The following is a 19,615-nucleotide window of genomic DNA, read 5'->3' on the forward strand; positions in this document are numbered from 1 at the left end:
GAATAGAGACAAATGAGCGTCCTCTCCTGACCTGGGAACGAGGCAGCCATGGGAAATATGGCCTTAGGCTGCCTTTTCACTTGACCCTTGGCCGGGACGACGGTTCAACGAAATGTCAGTTGGGGTCAAAGCCCCTGTTGTAACGACGGGTCATCGGGGTTCATCTGTTCGAGTTGGGCCGACAGGATCTGCACGTTTTGCAACTGCCCGCTTTCTTTCCAGTAATTGATCAGCAGCACCCGGGCCTTGCGATCGTTGGGATGGCGCTGAACGATTTCCTGCAACTGCTTCTGCGCCGCTTCCAGCTCCTGCTCAGCGTGCAATGTGGTGGCCAGGTCGTAGCGGTAATCCCGGTTATTGGGCTCAAGTTCAACGGCTTTGGACAGGCCGAGCAGGGCAAATTCACTTTGGTCGTGGTGCAGCAGCCAGATTCCCAGGGCATGTTGCAGGTACGCCGAATCGGGTTGCGCCTGGAGTTGTTTGGCCAACAACTGCCGGGCGGCGTCGTTTTGGCCCTGTTTATCCAGCACTTCGATTTGCAGCACCAGCGCCGGCAGGTTGTCCGGCGCCAGGCGCAGGGTGTTGTCCAGCGCCTGTTGCGCTTCCTTGAGCTCGGCGTTGTGCAGGTGCAGCCGGGCCAGTTGGTACTGGTTTTCGGCGCTTTGCGGTTCGCTCTTGAGCACTTGTTCCCAGGCGTCGATGGCTTGCTCCAGCGGCCCGAAATACAAACCGAGATCATCCGGGGACAACCCCAGCAGTGCGTTGATTGCAGCCAGCCGAACGCTTTGTTCGCTGTCATCGAGCAATGGCCCCAGCAATAGACTGCGCTGTCCGTTCGGCACCAATGCGCTGATGCTTTTGATCGCGGCGATACGGACCTCGGGCGACTCGCTCTGCAAATCCGCATCCGCCAGTTTCAAGGCCACCGAGCTTGGATAATTGGGCAGTTCGGCATGCAGCCAGACACGACGTTTGGGGGACAGGTCCGGGCGACCCAATTGCTGATAGAGCACCCGCGCGGCACCCGGTTGACCGGCCCGGGCAGCCGCCAGCGCTTCGCTGTAACCATGCTTGATGGCGTCGGGCACCACCGGGGTAGTATCGCGCAGGGAAAACCACGCAAGGCCGATGACAAGCAGGGCGAAGAGGCTGATAAATAGATAGCGGCGGGACTTGGGCATGCAGGAATCCGGAAGCAGCGAGCTTTTGCAAAGGCGCCAGCTTCGGTCAGGCCGGGCTTTGAGTCAAACCTTGAGTCGGTGCAAGGCGAACTTGACTGATTATTCGGCAACGCAATGGGATAAGCGTTTTTTAAAAGAAGTCCAGGAGGCAGGTATTTAAGCTGGATGGACATGCTCCCGCCCTAATGGAAAGAAAATCAATGCTGCCTCCTAGAAATGCAACCTCTGTCTCGGGTTCGCCGACCGCGCATTTCCTGCATAACGATCAGCAGCTGCAAAACCGGCTCTTCCAGGAGTGTTTGGGCGCAAGTAATAGATCGAAGACCCTGATCATCGACATTGGCAACTTGCCCAATGCTTCAAGGTTGAATGCCGACTTGCCAGCCCCGGTCTTGGCATGCCCGTCATTTATTGAATCCGCTGGTGACTTTGTCGATCAGGCGCATCTTGACCGCGAATGGTCGGCGCTCAAGGACTATTTGAGAAGTACAACACTTTGCGAGCAGGAAGTGCTCGAAGTGCTGAACAGCGGCATCCTGCAAACAGAAACAGGCAAGACGCTTGCGGGGTTATTGGCTGACGCGATAATGCGCTCGATAAGTCCGGGTAGGGAACTGACACGCACTCGACTGCAAGAAATCGTAAACGTGATTTGTCATTTGCCACCCACTCAATGGCAATCCGCATTGGGAGAAACCACAAGATTTATAAGCGGCCCCGGCGCAGAGGGCGTTGCAGGGTTTATCCAGAAACAGCTGGATCTTGCGAATGTGCAACGAGATGAACGGATTGCAAACGGTGGCCTGGTAGAGGATGGCCAATGGGAAGCCATCAAGCAAATTGCCCAAAAGGCTCGTTCCTATATCCGTCGAACCGATAGCACGCTCGACGGCAAGCTGATGATGCTCGAAGACATGCGTGACGTACGTCCCACCCCTGACGAAGCACGCCAGGCATTGTCCGAACTCATTCACGAACTCAAGAACCCCGCGAACGAACTGCGCAAGCGTTGGCATCCAAGGTTTCCAGAGGCCGTCGAAGCCGTCCTTGATCAAATCAGGCCGGCTGAAACTGTCCGGCAGACCTGGCTGGAGTGGGTCGCCGGCCCCAGCTTGCCGGAAACTTTCTCGCGGGGATTGGGGGCGCTCCTGAGCATGATGACTTACTCAAAACCCGCGGACGCCCGCCCGCCGGCCGAGCACGGCCCAACGTTGTTGTCGCACCTGCAGACCATTGAGCGTAACGCCGATTTTTTCTCAAACGTCACCCTCAACGGCCCACGCATCCCCGATGGTATTGCCGGAAAACTCTTATACGCCTGCAACGTGCTGGATACGTTCGGTGCGTTGAAGTTGGACCACAGTCATATTTCAACGTCCGGTCCCAGACCCGAACCGAGCAACCAGGCCTGGAAGAATGGCGCGAGCAAGCTTGCGGCTCAGCCATTCTCTCCCGTGCCGGAGCAGCCGCAAGAGGTCCCACCGTCACTGAGTCAGTTCGCGGCACAAGTCGATGATGTTGTTCGCAAGATCGTCGGGAAGATGCTGCCGTGGGACAGTGCCTATGCCGATGCACTAGTGGAAATCGAGGACTTGATAGAGCGCTCGCCGGTTTATCAAACGACAACCGTGGCTCTAGGCGGCGAGCCATACGTTCCACTCGGGAACGCCCTGCCCGATATGGAAGGTTTAAAGGAACAGTTACAAAGCTGGCTTGGCCGAATGAGCGGCACGTTGATCAGCACGGGTGTTGCCGTGATGAGCCGTACAGGTGACTTGATCGAGCGTAATCCGGGACGTTCTGCCGCAGCATTCAGTCTGTATGTGGCGCTGACCAATCTTTACGCCCACTGGTTTTTGCCTGACCCCGAAACGCTCGAGCCCTCGCATCTCGATGTGACCATTACCCCGCAAGACCCCACCGACATTCTCAATGATGTAGGGGAGTTATTTGCAGACGAGCCGGACTTTGCCAAGGCAGTGGTGCAGCTTGTCAGCCAGTGCGAATACTTTGACCCGAGCGATGACCCTCAACTTTTTGAAGACATCGAAACGCTTTTGCAGCTGCCCTTTCCGGGCATCCAGTATGCAACCTATCTGAGTTACCTGGAGGCAATCGCGGCACAGGAGGCACAGGAAGCACTGGATGAATCGGGTGAAGAAAGCGGTGCAGCGAGCGAATCACCGATCGATGTTCTGCTCGGATCGTTCCCGGATGATGTTGCCATTTCGGGTGCTCGCCACAAACGAAGCCTGGAACCAGGCACTGACCATAAGAAGATAGTCAGAGCGGTGATTAAATATGGCGCAATCGAGGTCAGTGCCAGTGATGCCCAGCACTTAAAGGATGAAGTCGCGCCTGGTTTTACCTTTGAGCAAGCCGTGGACAAGATTTACACCACGTTTGAAGCTGCCGCTGAAATGGCGGACCCCATCACCTACATAAAAAAATCCGCTTCAGCAATATTTTCTGAAGCCAGCACTGCGGTGGATAAAAAGGCTGGAATCAACCCGGATACGGTTGTTGAGGTGACTTACATAGGGCCTGATTCTCGAACTGTGCTGGGGGGACCTAAAACCAGGAATTTTACCTTGACCGAGCTGTGCATCAACGCACATCGAAAAGGTGTTCCACTCCTGGAACTGCCATTGATCAAGTGGCCGGACGGGATGTCTGAGCCGCTGAAAACAGCCATAGAACATGCCGACTTCCAGGACGGCTATAGAAAACTCATCTCGTCGACTTTAAATAGCCCGGATGTCGCTGAACTCTGGAAACTGGCAAAGGAACAGGAAATCAAGACGGTTGTTAAACGCCATCTGAAGTCTACCGAGTGCTCTGCTGACGCCGCAAAAATCGCTAATGATTTTCTGAGTGGCAATGTTCATCCAAGCCTGGCAGTTGCCAACTCCAGGCGTGGTTTTTATGCAGCTGTTCCGATTTCCAACGCGGTTTATCTTGCCGGTGGCCCTTATAAGGCTTTGTTGGTACTGCTGGGCGGGGAAGGTAAAGTTGTCGAGTTGTCCTATGGTTCGGCACCGAAACATACCCCCGAAGCGTTTGCAAAACTCAAGGAGGACATCTCGCAACGCATCGCCATTAAATACAACCATGATCGTGTAGACGACGATTATGTTTCAGTACCGCCGGGTAAAGCGGGGCAAACAGGGTACGAACCCATTGTTACGACGGACCTGCCGTCCGAGGCAGTCATGGATCACCTTCACACTATTCAGGTGGAAAAAGTTCTTTTTGATATCGATGCGTTGGTAGCCACGAGCGGGGAGCTTTTGACGGATACCGCATTGAACATCGCGGGTCACTTGCTTCAAGCCCTATCCATCTGTGTCGGTTTGATACCAATGGCCGGTACAGCTGTGTCAGCCGCCGGTTGTGCAGCCGCCGCGTTATTGTTTGGCGTGGCCTCTTCAGGGATGGATGCGTTGCGCGCGATGGTCGCTGATGATCCGGCGATTGCGCAGGAGCATAGGCAAAACGCATTGTTCGGCGCGGTAGCCGAATTTGCCGGTCCCTTGGCGGGGAAGATAGTGGGAGCGTCACTGTCCAGGCTCAGCCGCCTGAGTATTGTCCGAAGCGTCATTCTGCGAATGGGCACAAAAGGTGCGCCTCAAACGATCATCAAGCAATCCGGGAAAATTCCGAAATGGCTACCCCCGGAAGTCAAGGCGTATTCAAAAACGTCTGCAAGCATGGAACTCAAGTTCAAAAACGCACAGGTCATCAACAGGTTGAATCATTTGGGTGATGGACCCCATATCGCTCAAAAACTGATGGGTAAAGCACGGCATGTCTACTTCTCGGGTGCAAAAGAAGGCTATCTCTACAAGGGATTTGTCATGCGAGGTGATATGCGACCGCCTAAGGAGGTTTTTAAAAATGGCTTCAAGTTGCGCACCCCGATTACCGATGTCAAACAGGTGAATGGCATGAAAGGCGGTTTTGGGGGCGGGAAAGACGCCCTGGATATGGATGGCTTGGGTATTTCAACGTCTGCCTACTATAAAGAGGGTGGTGCGGGCGCCTTTTATTACGGTGGTGGTAGAGGAGGGTACACGTACGTCATTGATGGTAGACAGTTAAAGGGTTATGACCTGTATAAAAATCATAACTTTGGAAGTTCTAATCCATCCAGGCTTGGATTCAAGCCGCTGGAAATCAACTATGGGAAGGATATCCCGGCCGGAAAGATACTGGGAGCGTATGACAGTAAAGGTGTTTTCTTTGCAAACCCCAAGGCCATTGAAAAGAGTGTCAAGCAAAGCGTTCCTGATCTGAATCTCAGCAAGGGTCAGATACCCAAGCCTTGGCTTAAGGTTAACTCGACTTTGTTAGCCGATAGGCCGAAGTAACTTAAGACGCCGATATAACAAGCTGATGGAAGGTTTCCCCCGAAGCCGAAACCTCTCGTTGCACCCAAGCAGTGACTACGCTTGCAGGAGATGTCTGGACGAGCATTCCCATGCAAGCGCTGCTGCAGTATTTCAAAGCCATGCTCCACCCCGGCCCCGGGGTGTTGCTGTTTGCCTTGCGAACCATCGCGGCCGGGTTGTTGACCCTGTACCTGGCGTTTTTGTTCGATCTGGACCAGCCCAAGTGGTCGATCATGGCCGTGGTCATCATCAGCCAGCCACTGGGCGGCATGGTGCTGGCCCGCAGTTTCGGCCAGGTGATCGGCACCACATTGGGCGCGGCCGTGGCGGTATTGATCATGGCGATCTTTCCCCAGGCGCCGCTGCCGTTCATCACCACCCTGGCGTTATGGCTGGCGTTGTGCACCGCCGGTGGCACCTTGTTGCGCTATACCAGTTCCCAGGCGTTCGTCCTCAGCGGCTACACCGCTGTGGTGGTGGCCTTGCTGGCGGTGCCGGACCAGGATGGCATGTTCTTGCTGGCGGTGACCCGCGTCACCGAGACGTTGCTGGCGGTAGTCTGCGTGTGCGTGGTCAGCCTGCTCACCGCAAGGCCGGAAGCCGTGGCCCGGGATTACTTCGCCAGGATCGATCAAATCACCCGGTTGCTGGCCACCCATGCCAGCGCCGTCATCCGCACCGAAGAGAGTGAAGCCGATTTCCAGCAGCGGCAAATGCAGTTGTTGGGCCAGATCAGCGGCCTGGAGGGCGTGCGCCGACACATGTACTTCGATGCGCCACGGTTACGCAGTGCCAACGGTCTTGTGCAACTGCTGGGCAACCAGTTGGTGCTTTTGACCGCGCGACTGACTGCCTTGCGCCACCAGCGCCAGTTGTTGACCGAGCGCTGGGAAGGCGAGCTGCCCGAGGAAATTCAACAGATACGCGCCGAAGAACTGGCCTTTCTCGATGAACTGGCGCAGCAGGGGCGTTCGCTGTCCAGCGAAAGGCGTCACTATTTCACGGTGCTGCAACAACGCTTCGATGAGCTGGCTTACAAGGCCGAACAATTGACCGAGCCGCTGCCGGCCACCCTGCGCTCGCTGGCCTGGTCGCTGCGCTGGGAGCAGGCGCGCCTGCTGCAGCAACTCGAACAGATTCTGGAACTGAGTGATGCGATCCAGAGCGGTCGCCCTGCCAGCAGCGTGTTTCGTGGGCGGGAAAACCCGCTGCACCTGGACGTCACCCTCGCGACCATGAATGCCATCCGGGCCTTTTCCGCGTTGTTGATCGCGGGCCTGATCTGGATCGAAACCGGCTGGGACGGTGCGCGAGGCGGGATGGTGCTGGTGGGCATCCTTTGCTCGCTGATGTCGACCTTTCCTCGGCCGTTGCTGGCGGTTCAAAGCTATGCGCGGGGATTCGGGCTGGCGTTGGTGGCCTCGGCGCTGCTGCAGTTCATGTTTGTGCCGATGATCAGCAATTTCGAGATGCTTGCCTTGTTGCTGGCACCCTTGCTCTACGCCGTTGCGGTGGGGCTGGCCAGTCCACCCACTACGGGAACCGGCATTGGTCTGGGGCTCACGACCTTTCTGTTGCTCGGCCCATTGAACGTGGGGATCGGCCAAAACACCGCGATCCAGTGGTTCGAGTTCGCCGGGGCTTATACCTGTGCGACTGTGTTGGCGTTGAGTGTCTATGCGCTGATTTTTCCGTTCAGGCCGGATTTGCGTATGCGAAGACTCTACAAAGAGAACTGCGAGCAGGTGTATGCCTTGCTGAAGACCTCGGCGACCGATGAGCAGCAATTTGCTTTCGAGAGCCGCATGGTTGATCGCCTGACCATGATGCTGGGGCTGTTGCCGGCAACCCAGGACCCACAATCGCGTGAGCGGTTTCAGGTCAGCCTGGGCTGTATGGCGCTGGGTATTGCCTTGAATCAGCTCAGGCAGCAGGGGCAGAACAACGCACTGCTGAGTCCGGGCCTGCAAAGCCGCCTGTTTTCGACTGTCCGGGAAACGGGAAGGCTGGTCGCCGGTCGACCCGGGGTCGAAGCGGCGCATGTGCTTGATAGCCTGCGCTCCCTGGGCGACGAACTGGATGCCTTGCATACCAATGTTCATGAGCACTTGTGGTCAGTGTTCCGTATGCGCGTGGCGCTGCTGATCGTGGTGTCGTTCGTCGAGCGTTATCGCGGTTACTTTCAACCCGCCGGCCTTGAAGGAGACCCTGTTCTTGCCCATTGATCTGGAAATAGGTGGGGCCTATCTGCCTCCGATTGCCCAGGCGCTGCTGCTGGGCTTGCCGATTTTTCTGTTGCTGGACTGGACGTTGCGGCGCCTTGGCGTGCTGCAGTTTGTCTGGCATGAGGCGTTGTTCGAAGGCGCGTTGTACGTCTGCGTCTGCGCCACGTTGATTCTGGTAATGGGAGCCTGATGCCTTGAAGAACATCCTTTCCCGACTCACGACGTTGGCGGTGGTGCTGCTGGCCGTCATCCTGGGCTGGTTCGCCTGGGAGCACTACACCCGCGCCCCCTGGACCCGGGATGCCCGGGTGCGTGCCGATGTGGTGACCTTGTCCGCCGATGTTTCGGGGCGAATCGTCAGCCTGTCCGTGCAGGACAACCAACACGTGGACAAAGGCCAGGCGTTGCTGCAGATCGATCCAGCGCGTTACACGCTGGCGGTGGAACATGCCAAACGTGCCGTTGAGGTATCGAAAGCTTCGCTCGGGCAGGCCCAGGCAGCCATTAGCGCCAGCGAAGCGTTGCTCAAGCAACGCCAGAGTGAGGAGCAACGGCGGCGCACGCTCAAGGACCGTTCGGCGATTTCCGGCGAAGAGTGGGAGAAAGCCAACACCGATGTGTCGGTTGCCCAGGCTGACTTGCTGCGCAATCAGGCCAATCTGGTGTTGGCCCAGGCCAACGTGCAACTGGCCATCGCGGCCTTGACCCAGTCCGAACTCGATTTGCAGCGTACCCATGTCGTCTCCCCGGTGACCGGCTTTGTCACCAATCTGCTGACCCGGGAGGGCGACTACGCCTCGGCCGGCGGCCCATTGTTGGCGCTGGTGGATAGCGACTCGTTCTATGTCAGCGGTTACTTTGAAGAAACCAAGTTGCCGCGGATCGGGGAGGGTGACCGGGTCAAAATCGAGTTGATGAGTGGCGAGACGTTCGGCGGCAAAGTGCAGAGCATTGCCTTCGCCATTGCCGACCGGGAAAACCTGCCGGGCGGTCGCCTGCTGGCCAACATCAACCCCAGTTACACCTGGATCAAGCTGGCGCAACGGGTGCCGGTGCGGATCGAGATCGATGCCGATTACGTCGGCAAGGGAAAACTGCGGGCAGGGACCACGGCCACCGTGACCGTCCAGGAAAACCATCGCTAACCCCTTGTAGGAGCGAGCCTGCTCGCGAAAAACCCGATGACGACGAGGTGAATCAGGTTTGTCGCGTCATCGTTGACGTCCATCGCGAGCAGGCTCGCTCCTACAAGGGCAGGGGGTGTTTTTGAGAGGATAAAAAGAACCCCGCGACCGAATGAGACGCAGGGCTAAGGAATTGGTTGGTTGCGGCCAACCAAAGGAGCACTTTCAAACCGTATTACTTGCTCGCGACCGTCTCCGGCTGCCAACCACCGCCCAGGGCCTTGTAGATCGCGACGATGCCACGATACAGGTCGACCTCGGCCAGGGCCTGGGTGTCTTCGGCCGCCAAGCGTTCACGCTGGGCGTCGAGCAACACAAGGAAGTCGGCGGTGCCTTCGCGGTAGCGAATCTCCGCCAGGTCGGCGGCCGAGCGGCTGGACTCGCTCTGGCGAATCAACGAGATCAGGCGCTGCTGGCGTTTGCCGTAGTCGCTGAAGGCGTTTTCCGATTCCTCAAGGGCCAGCAACACTTGCTGCTCGTAGGTCGCCAGGGCGCCTTCGGCATCGGCGTCGGCACCGCGCAAACGGGCCTTCACGCTGCCCAGGTCAAACGCCGCCCAGGTGATACTCGGGCCGAGTGCCCAGGCGTTGGCCGCCGAGGAGCCGATCTGCGAGCCGCGCCCGGCGGTGAAGCCAAGGAAGCCACTGAGGCTGACCCGCGGGAACAGATCCGCCTTGGCCACGCCGATACGCGCAGTGGCCGAGGCCAGTTTGCGTTCGGCACTGAGGATGTCCGGACGGCGTTGCAGCAGTTCACCCGGATCACCGATCGGCAGTGCCTTGGCAATCGCCGGCAGGTCTTTCGGGCTCAGGTCCACGGTTAGCTTGTCCGGACGTTCACCTAGCAGGGTGGCGATACGGTTTTTCTGCCGAACCTGTTCAGCCTGCAATTGCGGCACGCTGGCTTCGACCGAGGCCAATCGGGCATCGGCACGCTCGACATCGAGCTGATCGCCGACGCCGGCATCCCGCAGGCTGATGGTGATTTTGCGCGACTCCTGCTGGTTCTGCAGGTTGGCCAGGGCAATTTTCTCCCGTAGCTGCGCGCCGCGCAGTTGACCGTAGGAATCCACCAGTTCAGCAATCATGGTGACTTGCAGTTGGTAAAGATCGGCCTCGAACGCCTGTTGCTCGGCGTTGGCCGACTCCAGATTGCGCTGGATGCGGCCGAACAGGTCAATTTCCCAGGCCATGTCCAGGCCCAGGTCGTAGCGTTCGCTGTTGACCCGGTCGGTGGTCTGGCCCGGAATCTGGCCTTTGCCCAGGTCACTGCTGACGCGGCTGGTGATGGTCGGCATGGCGTCATTGCTGACGTCATCGCGGATCGCCCGCGCCGCTTTCCAGCGGGCGAAGGCGACGCGCAGATCACGGTTGCCTTGCAGCGATTGCGTCACCAACTGGTTGAGGGTCGGGTCTTCGAACTGCTGCCACCAGATGCCTTCGAAGCGCGAACGGTCAAAGTTCTTCTGACCGGCCGCACCATCGGTGGCGGTGGTGATGTTGGCCGGTTCAAGGGCTTCGGTCTTGTAGTCCGGGCCCACGGCACAGGCGCTCAGCGCCAGTACCAGCAGGCTCGGCAGGAAGGCTTTCAAACTCATCAATGCGACTCCAGCTTCAGGGTGGCCTTGGCAGCTTTGCGCTTCTCGCCGCGCTCGACAAAGTTACGAATCAATACGTAGAACACTGGCGTCAGCAACAGACCGAAGAAGGTCACCCCGAGCATCCCGGAGAACACCGCCACACCCATGGCATGACGCATTTCGGCACCGGCACCACTGGAGAACACCAGTGGCACTACACCCATGATGAACGCGAAGGAGGTCATCAGGATTGGCCGCAGACGCAAGCGGCAAGCTTCCAGGACCGCCGCCAGCGGGTTGAGGCCTTCGAGCTGTTTGTCCTTGGCGAACTCGACGATCAGGATCGCGTTCTTACAGGCAAGCCCCACCAGTACGATCAAACCGATCTGGGTAAAGATGTTGTTGTCGCCACCGGAAGCAATCACGCCGGTAATGGCCGACAGCAGGGTCATCGGTACGATCAGGATCACCGCCAGTGGCAGGCTCCAGCTTTCGTACTGGGCCGCCAGTACCAGGAACGCCAGCAGTACGCAGAGCGGGAACACGAACAGCGCAGTGTTGCCGGACAGGATCTGCTGGTAGGTCAGGTCGGTCCATTCGTAGGTCATGCCGTTGGGCAGTTCTTCCTTGAGCAGTTTCTCGATGGCTTTTTCGGCCTGGCCGGAGCTGTAGCCGGGGGCTGCCGCACCGTTGATTTCAGCGGTAATGAAGCCGTTGTAGTGCATCACGCGGTCCGGCCCCGAGGTGTCGCTGACTTTGATGAAGGTCGCCAGCGGGATCATCTCGCCTTTGTTGTTGCGTACTTTCAGCTGGCCGATCTGGTCAGACTCAAGACGGAACTGCTGCTCGGCCTGAACGTTGACCTGATAGGTGCGCCCGAAACGGTTGAAGTCGTTGGCATACAGCGAACCCAGGTAAATCTGCAGGGTGTCGAAGATGTCGCTGACGGCCACGCCGTGGGTCTTGGCTTTTTCCCGGTCGATGGCGGCATCGACCTGGGGCACGTTCACCGTATAGCTGGTGAACAGGCCGGCCAGTTCCGGCACGTTGTGGCTCTTGTTGATGATATTCATGGTTTCTTTGTACAGCTCTTCGTAGCCCAGGTTGCCCCGGTCTTCGATCTGCAGACGGAAACCACCGATGGTGCCCAGGCCTTGTACCGGCGGCGGCGGGAAGATCGCCATGTAGGCTTCCTGGATGTTCGCGTACTGGCCGTTCAAGGCCCCGGCAATCGCACCGGCGGACATGCTCGGGTCTTTACGCTCGTCGAACGGCTTGAGGGTCACGAACACGATGCCGGCGTTCGGGCTGTTGGTGAAGCCGTTGATCGACAGACCAGGGAAGGCCACCGCACTTTCCACGCCAGGCTGTTTCAGCGCCAGTTCGGACATGCGCTTGATCACGTCTTCGGTACGGTCAAGGCTCGATGCATCCGGCAATTGCGCGAAGGCCACCAGGTATTGCTTGTCCTGGCCGGGTACGAAACCGGTCGGGGTGCTGGAGAAACCGAAGAAAGTCAGGACCATCAGGCCGGCGTACAACAACAAGGCGATGCCGCTTGAGCGGATCACACGGGCGACGGTGCCGACATAACCATGGCTGGCTTTCTCGAAGAAGCGGTTGAACGGACGGAACAACCAGCCGCCAAAGACCTTGTCGAGGACTTTGGAAAAGCGGTCCTTCGGCGCGTCATGGCCCTTGAGCAATACCGCCGCCAGTGCTGGCGACAGGGTCAGCGAGTTGAAGGCCGAGATCACCGTGGAAATCGCAATGGTCAGGGCGAACTGCTTGTAGAACTGCCCGGTCAACCCGGAGATGAATGCCGCCGGAACGAATACCGCACACAGCACCAGCGCCGTGGCAATGATCGGGCCGGTCACTTCACGCATGGCGCGTTTGGTGGCTTCGACCGGTGTGAGTCCGAGCTCGATGTTCCGTTCGACGTTCTCCACCACCACGATGGCGTCGTCCACCACGATACCGATCGCCAATACCAGGCCGAACAGCGAAAGGGCGTTGAGCGAGAAGCCGAACAGGTGCATCACGGCAAAGGTGCCGATCAGCGATACCGGTACCGCGACCAACGGAATGATCGAGGCGCGCCAGGTTTGCAGGAACAGGATCACCACCAGCACCACGAGGATCAGCGCTTCGAAGAGGGTGTGAACCACCGCCTCGATAGAGCCGCGCACGAAGATCGTCGGGTCATAGACGATGCTGAAGTCCATGCCTTCGGGGAAGCTCTTCTTCAGTTCGGCCATTTTTGCCCGCACTTCGTTGGAGATCTCGATGGCGTTGGAACCCGGACGCTGGAAGATCGGGATCGCCACCGCCGGCTGGTTGTTGAGCAGCGAACGCAGGGCGTACTGGCTGGAGCCCAGCTCGACGCGAGCGATATCCTTGAGGCGAGTGATTTCACCGTTGTCGCCAGAGCGAATGATGATGTTCTCGAACTCTTCCTCGGACACCAGACGGCCCTGAGTGTTGACCGACAGCTGGAACGCCGTGGCATTTGGCGCGGGTGGAGCCCCCAGGGCACCGGCCGCTACCTGGCGGTTCTGTTCACGGATCGCCGTGACCACATCGGTCGCTGTCAGGTTGCGCGAAGCGGTCTTGTTCGGGTCGAGCCACACACGCAGCGAGTAATCGCCCATGCCGAACAACTGCACATCACCGACACCGCCCAGGCGCGCCAGCTCATCCTTGATGTTGAGCAGGGCGTAGTTGGACAGGTACAGCATGTCGTAGCGTTTGTCCGGCGAGGTCAAGTGCACAACCATGGTCAGGTCGGGCGACGCCTTGTCCACGGTGATACCGATGCGTGTCACTTCCTCGGGAAGTTTCGGCTCGGTCCGGGTCACGCGGTTTTGCACCTGCACCTGCGCGTTGTCCAGGTCGGTACCCAGGGCAAAGGTGATGGTCAGGGTGATCTTGCCGTCGGCGGTGGACTGCGAGGACATGTACAGCATGTTCTCGACACCGGTAATGGCTTGCTCCAGCGGAGCGGCCACGGTTTCACCGATGACTTTCGGGTTGGCACCCGGGAAGTTGGCGCGCACCACCACGGTCGGCGGCACCACTTCCGGGTATTCGCTGATTGGCAACTGGAACAGCGAGATCGCACCGGCGATCAGGATCAGCAGCGATAGCACCGCTGCGAAGATCGGCCGCGAAATGAAGAATTGGGAAAAATTCATCGTAAAAATCCCTTAACCGCGTGGGGTCGTGGCAGCCAGTTTCACAGCCGTGCCCGGCGCAACCTTGGCGGGTGCGACTTGGGGCAGGTTGCTGGCTTCCAGCGCTTGGCGTTGTTGTGCGAGTGCCGCGAGGGTTTGTTCACTGGCCATCGGAATCACTTCAGGGGTGACCGGTGAACCAGGGCGTACCCGTTGCAGGCCCTTGACGATGATGGTGTCGTCCTTGTTCAGGCCACTGCGCACGATGCGCAAGCCTTCGATCTTCGGACCCAGCTCGACCGCGCGGTAAGCGGTTTTGTTCTCGGCATCCATCACCAGCACGAACTTCTTGCCCAGGTCGGTACCGACCGCTTCATCGTTGATCAGCATGGCGCTGTAGGTGCCGCTGCCCACCAGTTTCAGGCGTGCATAGAGGCCCGGGGTGTAGCTGCCATCGCTGTTGTCGAACACGGCGCGACCACGGATGGTGCCGGTCTTCGGGTTGACCTGGTTGTCGACGAAGTTCATGACGCCCTGGTGCGGGTTGCCGTCCTCGTTGGACAGGCCCATGTAAACCGGGGTGGTGGCGCCGCGTTTGCCCTGGCGAGCGAGTTCGGTGTACTTGAGGAACACACGTTCATCCGCATCGAAGTAGGCGTACACCTTGTCGGTGGAGACCACGCTGGTCAGCGCGGTGGTGTCGGCCGTCACCAGGTTGCCGGCGGTGATTTCCGCACGGCTGACGCGGCCGCTGATGGGGGCGGTGACGCGGGTGAAACTCAGGTTCAGTTTGGCCAGGTCCAGTTGCGCTTGCAGGGCACCGACAGCGGCGCGGGCTTCCTGGGCAGCGCTGGTACGCGAATCTGCCAGTTCGGCGGAAATCGCGTTGCTGGTGCGCAGGCGCTCACCACGCTGGGCTTCGTTTTCGCTGCGGGTGGCGTTGGCGCGCGATTGTGCAACCAGTGCTTCGAGGCGGCGGACCTCAGCCTGGAACGGACGCGGGTCGATCTGGAACAGCAGGTCGCCTTTCTTGACCAGTGCACCTTCTGTGAACGCCACTTCATCGATCTGGCCGGAGACCCGCGGACGAATCTCGACGGTTTCCGGCGCTTCGAGGCGGCCGGTGAATTCGTCCCACTCGTTGACCGGTTGCTCTAGTACCTTGGCCACGCTGACCTTGGCTGCTGGCATCGTGGCGGCGGTTTCCGGGGCCTTGCCGCAAGCGCTGATCACCACTACGGCCAATAAAGCCAACGGGAAGCGCAAATGTTTGAGTGACTGTTCCATGGATGCATCCGCCAATGTGTTGAGATTGGCGAATGATGCGCGGCGGGTTTGTATCTCACGAATCGAATGGGGCGAAGGTAACTATCATTCGGAATGATAGGAGAGGCCAGGTTAGCTCTCTAGCCTGCGCCTTACGCAGAGGTCTATCAATGAGGTCGATGGCAATTCTGTATTGCCACAAAAGCATCAATCAGTCTTGAAACCCGGGTGCGGCCTTCGCGAGAAGGCTCGCTCCCACATTGGATCTTCGTCGTTCACAAAACCTGTGGGAGCGGGCTTGCCCGCGAAGGGGCCAGAAGCCTCAATCCAAAATCAGCTTCAGGCCAGACTGTCAGGGTCGCCAAAGAACATCTGAATCCGCGAGCGCAGCCAACGCTCCCCCGGATCGTTATCCTGCGACCCGCGCCAGGCCATGTGCAGTTCGAAGCTGCGCACTGGTAACGGTGGATCTTCGGCCCGCACACCGCCTGCGGCGGTCAGCGCATCGGCCGTGTAGTCCGGCACGGTTGCGACGATGTCAGTGCCGGCCAGCAAGGTGCTCAGGCCGTTGAACTGAGGTACCGCGAGCACCACATGACGCTTGCGCCCGAGCTTATCCAGTTCTTCATCTATAAAGCCGCTGAGGTCGCCGGCGAACGACACCAGTGCATGGGGGCGAGCGCAGTAATCATCCAGGCTCAATGGCCCCGGCACGGTGTCGGCGCGCAGCAGCTTCGGCTGACTGCGGCGCAGTACCTTGCGCTTGGCATTGGCTGGCAGGTCGGTGGTGTAACTGACGCCGATGGAAATCTCACCGGATGCCAGCAATCCGGGCATCAGGATGTAGTTGACCCTGCGCACCACCAGCACGATCCCCGGTGACTCCGCGCGCAGGCGCTTGAGCAGCATCGGCAACAAGGCGAACTCGACATCGTCCGAAAGGCCGATGCGGAACACCGCGGTACTTGTGGCAGGATCAAACTCGGCCGCACGGCTGACCGCGGTGGAAATCGAGTCCAGCGCCGGAGAGAGCAGGGCGAAGATCTCGATTGCCCGTGCGGACGGCTCCATGCTTCGGCCGGTACGCACGAACAACGGATCATCGAACAACCCACGCAGGCGCGATAGGGCCGCACTGATGGCTGGCTGGCCGAGGAACAGTTTTTCCGCTGCCCGGGTCACGCTGCGTTCGTGCATCAATGTTTCGAAAACGATCAACAGGTTCAGGTCGACACGACGTAGGTCATTACGATTCATCTGGAGTCCTGGCAGAGTCAGCAAACTTGACGTGAGCGGCCATATGAGAACAATGGCCAGCAGGAATATTACGGGGAAAGGCTGGTACTCTGCACCGAGTAATTCAGATTTCCTGCAAAGGCGGCTTCGGTTGCTCGCGGCAATTGACGATGTTGCCGCCGCTATGGAATCAATGACAGGCATGTCGACTATTAATAGCCACAGATAGTGTTGGGTTGAAAGCCCAGCTAGAGTTCAAGGCATTAGAGGTTCAATTGGCGAGGTTTGCGATGTCCCGCACGATCCGTTTTCACAAGTTTGGTCCAGCCGAGGTGCTCAAATGCGAAGAGCATGCGACGGCTCTGCCTGCACCGGGCGAAGTGCAGGTGCGCGTCGAGGCAATCGGCATCAGCTGGTACGACACTCTGTGGCGTCAGAACCTGGCCCCGTCCCATGCCCGGCTGCCTTCGGGTCTTGGTCAGGAGATGGCGGGTATCGTCACTGCTGTCGGTGACGGCGTAGATGACCTGGCGGTCGGTGACAAGGTTGCCAGCTTTCCGGCCCAAAGCCCGAACGACTACCCGGTTTACGGCGAGCAGATCGTTCTGCCTCGCACGGCGGTCACCCGCTATCCGGATATCCTCAGCCCGATTGAAGCCAGCGTGCACTACACGCCGTTGTTGATTGCCTATTTCGCCTATGCGGATCTGGCACGGGTCAAGCCCGGGCAGTTTGCCCTGGTGACCGACGCCAGCCATTGCGCCGGACCCTCGTTCGTACAACTGGGCAAGGCCTTGGGTGTTCGGGTGATCGCTGCGACCAAGTCAGCTGAAGAGCGTGAATACCTGTTGTCGCTGGGTGCCGAGAAAGTCATCGTCACCGAGGAAGAAGATCTGCTGATGCGGATCAACAAAATCACCGATAACCGCGGCGTGGATGTGGTCTTCGATGGTTTGGGCGGTCCACAGATGTCGTTGCTGGGCGATGTACTGGCGCCTCGCGGCAGCCTGGTGCTGTATGGCCTGCAAGGTGGCAACCAGACGCCTTTCCCGGCCTGCGCAGCGTTCCAGAAGAACATCCAGTTCTTCGTGCACTGCATCGGCAACTTCACGGGCAAGCCGGAACTGGGCATCACCCAGGACCAGGCCGCACTGCAACGTGCCTTGCGCGACATCAACCAGCTGACCGCCGACCGCGTTCTGCTGCCGCTCAAGACTCGGGTTTTCCCGTTTGCCGAGTTTGTCGAGGCACACCGCTACATGGACGAATGTCCGTGTCGCGAAAGGGTCGCGCTCCAGGTCGAACCGGCTTAGCGCTCATCCAGTAGTCCACCCAAGAGTCCGTGCCCGCACGGACTCTGTCGTTTCAGCCCCCCCGAAACCTGTCGATTCGCAGGCCGGTCCAGCAACTGAACTGGTTTTTGCCCGTAATCTGTAGCTTCTAATCAGCCACTAAGCCCTGATAATTGAATGATTACTTTCATCTCAAGGAATGAGTCATGGCTGGTTGTCAGGCTGAAACTTTTCAATGCGCGCCCCCGGTGCACATCTCCAAATTAGTTAGTTGCTGTGTAGTTGCCAAAAAGACAGCGACAACTTCCTTCTTTATCTCTTGTGTTAAGTGTCTGTGGGACTCTGTCGGACGTTTCCTAGGACTCCGACTTCTATTGAACAAACCCTTGCCAGCCGGGCGCCATGGCCTCGTCACTGCCTTGCACAAGAAGGGCTGTTGCGTTCGTTTCAAATAATTTCCATGAAATTCAAGTGCTAGCATTTGGCAATAAAGTCGATGACTCCAATCGTGCAGGCGGTCCAGCGAAATGGGCTGTCTGCGCGATATTGAACTTACGAGTACCAGGTAAATAAAGATGACCAGCATCCATGACCAAGCGATGAACTATGTCTATCAACAAGTGCTGCAGCGATTGCTGGGTTTCTTCTCCCGCGCCGAACGCACTGCATTGCAATTGTTGATTCAGCGTCTGGCGGTAGCGGCGGGGGGCATGGAACGCATTGGCGATTACAAGGTGTTGGCGATCCAGTCCGGTGCCCGCGACAACTGCTACACCCTGGCACTGTTGCGTGCCGCGCAGCTGACCATCGCCACGCGGGCGCCGGCGACATTCCAGTTGCGCATCGCCTCCTTGCGGTTGAACGGGACAAGCGGGGCGGCCGTGGAAAACATGCACCGGACCAACAGCGCATTGTTTGTCTATGACGATCCCCGGGTCGAGATGTTGATGGTCGATGATCGGGAGGTCTTGCCGTTCAACCACCTGACGCCGATCTCCGACGCCGCTCGCGAGTCCAGCCGCCTGAACCTGCTGATGATCGGCCATCGCCGGGAGTGGCGCGGCGGGTTCGACCTGTGGGATGACGGTTATCTGGCCACGGGAGAGTTCTACGGGCAAATCGCCCGCTGGGATGGAGGTGTGGACGCTTTGCTGATCAGTGACACGCCGCGTCAGCAGAAACAGTTTATCGACGGTTTGAAGCGTGCGGCCACCAAGGCCGGGCTTGCACCTTCGCACGCGGGCGAGGCCGGGTTTGCCGGGTTGTTCGCTTTGCTCGATGAACTGGGCAGCGATTGTTATCAGGCGTTCTATGCAGATTACGGCCAGGCCCGATGGCGTCCACAAGAGCGCTTTGAGACGTGTCGTCGTACGGCCTGCATCGACATTCACGACCTGCTGGTCAGTAACCTCGAAGAGCGATGGACATTGCTGACTGAATTTCTCGGGTTCCAGCCTGACGAACTGTCCGCGCAGATCAGCGACAACGAATTCGTCAGTCCGTCGATTTCGGCGCACGTGAGGGGGTTGCACGCGAGCTTCGTGCAGGGTCGCGATTACGGGGCCGGCGTTGCGCAATACTTGCAACACGCCTTGGTGAAGATGCGCCGCAAACACTTGCCCGAGCGCTTGTGCGAGCAGGCGAAGGAAGTGTTCGGCAACCCGGCGACACTCAATGAGCAACGTGCCCGGGCGGCGGCCGAGGCGCAAAAGGACCTGGGCCTGAGCGAAGCGCAACTGGTGTGCCTGCTTTTCTCGCCCTTTATCGAAAAGGGCGAGGGGCTTGAGCGTTTTCTGCGTCAGTGCCATCCGGGCATGCTCGTGGCCATGCCCGAGTTGCACCGGGCCATGCAGGGGCATCCGGTCGCCGAACAGATCATGCAATGGATGATGGATGTCAGCGGATTGCCTGTCGGCCTGATCGGCCAGCTTTATCGCATGGAGTGGACGCCCGGAAGCGATAACGAGACGCCTGAAGCACTCATCCAGAGGGCCGCGCTACAGGAAGCCGTGGGCGATCCTGACGCTGGCATCACGCTGGTGGATGAATGGAAAGCGGGCCACTGAGCGTGGGCGGATTTTCAGC

The 19,615-nt window shown here is 58.7% G+C and carries 11 protein-coding genes; 6 read left to right on the forward strand and 5 right to left on the reverse strand.

Translation table 11 applies throughout. The annotated features are described in order from the left end of the window. Positions 1-125 precede the first annotated feature (125 nt). The gene (locus tag B0D71_RS02370; RefSeq protein ID WP_103393303.1) at positions 126-1,181 is read right to left on the reverse strand and encodes a tetratricopeptide repeat protein; all 1,056 of its coding nucleotides are present in this window, start codon (positions 1,179-1,181) and stop codon (positions 126-128) included. A 200-nt stretch (positions 1,182-1,381) separates the two neighbouring features. On the opposite strand from B0D71_RS02370, the gene B0D71_RS02375 reads away from it, so the two are divergent. From B0D71_RS02375 to B0D71_RS02390, 4 genes are all read left to right on the forward strand, one after another. Beyond that, positions 1,382-5,551: a hypothetical protein gene (locus tag B0D71_RS02375; RefSeq protein ID WP_103393304.1), complete on the forward strand. Its 4,170-nt coding sequence runs from the start codon at positions 1,382-1,384 to the stop codon at positions 5,549-5,551. A gap of 110 nt (positions 5,552-5,661) precedes the next feature. Next, positions 5,662-7,797: an FUSC family protein gene (locus B0D71_RS02380; RefSeq protein ID WP_103393305.1), complete on the forward strand. Its 2,136-nt coding sequence runs from the start codon at positions 5,662-5,664 to the stop codon at positions 7,795-7,797. Beyond that, complete coding sequence (locus tag B0D71_RS02385) at positions 7,787-7,987, forward strand: DUF1656 domain-containing protein (RefSeq protein ID WP_103393306.1); 201 nt, start codon at positions 7,787-7,789, stop codon at positions 7,985-7,987. Before B0D71_RS02380 ends, B0D71_RS02385 begins: the two co-directional genes overlap by 11 nt. Before the next feature lie 4 nt (positions 7,988-7,991). Beyond that, positions 7,992-8,942, forward strand: a complete 951-nt coding sequence (locus tag B0D71_RS02390; protein ID WP_103393307.1) for an HlyD family secretion protein — start codon at positions 7,992-7,994, stop codon at positions 8,940-8,942. A 214-nt stretch (positions 8,943-9,156) separates the two neighbouring features. On the opposite strand, the gene B0D71_RS02395 is transcribed toward B0D71_RS02390, so the two are convergent. From B0D71_RS02395 to B0D71_RS02415, 4 genes are all read right to left on the reverse strand, one after another. Next, entirely contained in the window at positions 9,157-10,578 is a 1,422-nt protein-coding gene (locus B0D71_RS02395) for an efflux transporter outer membrane subunit (RefSeq protein ID WP_103393308.1), read from the reverse strand. After that, on the reverse strand, positions 10,578-13,757 hold the full coding sequence (locus B0D71_RS02400) for an efflux RND transporter permease subunit (protein WP_103393309.1): 3,180 nt from the start codon (positions 13,755-13,757) through the stop codon (positions 10,578-10,580). The genes B0D71_RS02395 and B0D71_RS02400 overlap by 1 nt, the downstream gene beginning before the upstream one ends. Positions 13,758-13,769: 12 nt before the next feature. After that, positions 13,770-15,023, reverse strand: coding sequence for a multidrug efflux RND transporter periplasmic adaptor subunit MexE (mexE, locus tag B0D71_RS02405; protein ID WP_103393310.1), 1,254 nt, complete (start codon positions 15,021-15,023; stop codon positions 13,770-13,772). 318 nt (positions 15,024-15,341) lie between these two features. Continuing rightward, on the reverse strand, positions 15,342-16,259 hold the full coding sequence (locus B0D71_RS02415; protein WP_103393312.1) for a LysR family transcriptional regulator: 918 nt from the start codon (positions 16,257-16,259) through the stop codon (positions 15,342-15,344). A 269-nt stretch (positions 16,260-16,528) separates the two neighbouring features. On the opposite strand from B0D71_RS02415, the gene B0D71_RS02420 reads away from it, so the two are divergent. Further along, positions 16,529-17,551 carry a zinc-dependent alcohol dehydrogenase family protein gene (locus tag B0D71_RS02420; protein ID WP_103393313.1) on the forward strand — a complete coding sequence of 341 codons (1,023 nt, stop codon included), beginning with the start codon at positions 16,529-16,531 and terminating at the stop codon, positions 17,549-17,551. Positions 17,552-18,105: 554 nt separating this feature from the next. Next, positions 18,106-19,596 (forward strand): hypothetical protein, encoded by a 1,491-nt coding sequence (locus B0D71_RS02425; protein WP_103393314.1) that lies wholly within the window; start codon positions 18,106-18,108, stop codon positions 19,594-19,596. The last annotated feature ends 19 nt before the right edge of the window (positions 19,597-19,615 follow it).

The organism is Pseudomonas laurylsulfativorans, assembly GCF_002906155.1.
Lineage (GTDB): Bacteria > Pseudomonadota > Gammaproteobacteria > Pseudomonadales > Pseudomonadaceae > Aquipseudomonas > Aquipseudomonas laurylsulfativorans.

Bases quoted from the DNA above. Each gene is read 5' to 3' on its own strand.
- B0D71_RS02400 (WP_103393309.1), bottom strand. From the start codon at position 13,757: ATGAATTTTTCCCAATTCTTCATTTCGCGGCCGATCTTCGCAGCGGTG.
- B0D71_RS02415 (WP_103393312.1), bottom strand. From the start codon at position 16,259: ATGAATCGTAATGACCTACGTCGTGTCGACCTGAACCTGTTGATCGTT.
- B0D71_RS02425 (WP_103393314.1), top strand. From the start codon at position 18,106: ATGACCAGCATCCATGACCAAGCGATGAACTATGTCTATCAACAAGTG.
- B0D71_RS02420 (WP_103393313.1), top strand. From the start codon at position 16,529: ATGTCCCGCACGATCCGTTTTCACAAGTTTGGTCCAGCCGAGGTGCTC.
- B0D71_RS02395 (WP_103393308.1), bottom strand. From the start codon at position 10,578: ATGAGTTTGAAAGCCTTCCTGCCGAGCCTGCTGGTACTGGCGCTGAGC.
- B0D71_RS02370 (WP_103393303.1), bottom strand. From the start codon at position 1,181: ATGCCCAAGTCCCGCCGCTATCTATTTATCAGCCTCTTCGCCCTGCTT.
- B0D71_RS02380 (WP_103393305.1), top strand. From the start codon at position 5,662: ATGCAAGCGCTGCTGCAGTATTTCAAAGCCATGCTCCACCCCGGCCCC.
- B0D71_RS02375 (WP_103393304.1), top strand. From the start codon at position 1,382: ATGCTGCCTCCTAGAAATGCAACCTCTGTCTCGGGTTCGCCGACCGCG.
- mexE (WP_103393310.1), bottom strand. From the start codon at position 15,023: ATGGAACAGTCACTCAAACATTTGCGCTTCCCGTTGGCTTTATTGGCC.